The organism is Psychrobacter sp. 1U2, assembly GCF_051847575.1.
In genome coordinates, this window is sequence record NZ_JBPYDC010000969.1 from 1 (window position 1) to 755 (window position 755).

General features: G+C 45.0%; 1 protein-coding gene. It reads right to left on the minus strand.

What is annotated here, in order from left to right:
• Positions 1-3: 3 nt before the first annotated feature.
• A partial coding sequence (locus ACS8FD_RS19830) for an iron-containing alcohol dehydrogenase (protein WP_439277128.1) occupies positions 4-755 on the minus strand: 752 nt, incomplete at its 5' end.

Sequence of the window (755 nt, forward strand, 5' to 3'; positions counted from 1 at the left end):
CTTTTAGAGTATCTCCGTATATATCGTTGTCAGTTCATCTAACGTCATATCCTTAGGATTGGTCGCAATCAGTCGAGCATAAGTATTCGTCACTATGTCTGCTAGAGCAGAGATATCCTGGTCTGTAATATCTAATTCACTCAAACGATATTTAAGGCCACTCATCTCTAAGAAACCTCGCAACTGTTTGATGAACTGACTTGCCGCATCAAAATCATTCATACCAGAGGTTTGAGCAGGCATGACGGCACGAGCCAGCTCTGCATAGAGAGGTGCTGCTGCTGATAAGTTAAAAGTAAATACCCCGCACATAACAAGAGCATTGGCATGTCCATGTGGAATATGGAAGTTAATACTAAGCGGGTAGGAGAGTCCATGTACAGCGGCTACGGAAGAGTTGACGAAAGCAATACCGGCTAGCGTGGAGCCCAGTAGCATATCAGCACGAGCGTCGATATCATCGCCTTGATTTAATACTTTCTCAAAGTTATTCCAGAGCATCTGCAAGCCTTGAAGCGCTAAGGCGTCTGAGATAGGATTCTTTTTCGTACGGCTGGTATAAGCTTCAACACAATGCACCATGGCATCAAGTGCTGTTGCAGCAGTAATGTGGCGAGGTAAATTAAGGGTTAGCGTCGCATCTAAAATGGCGACATCAGGTAGGATTTTTGGGGTATAAATCGCTTTTTTGCTGCCATCTTTTGCCGTGATGACTGATACAAAGGTAGATTCTGCGCCAGTACCAGCGGTGGTCG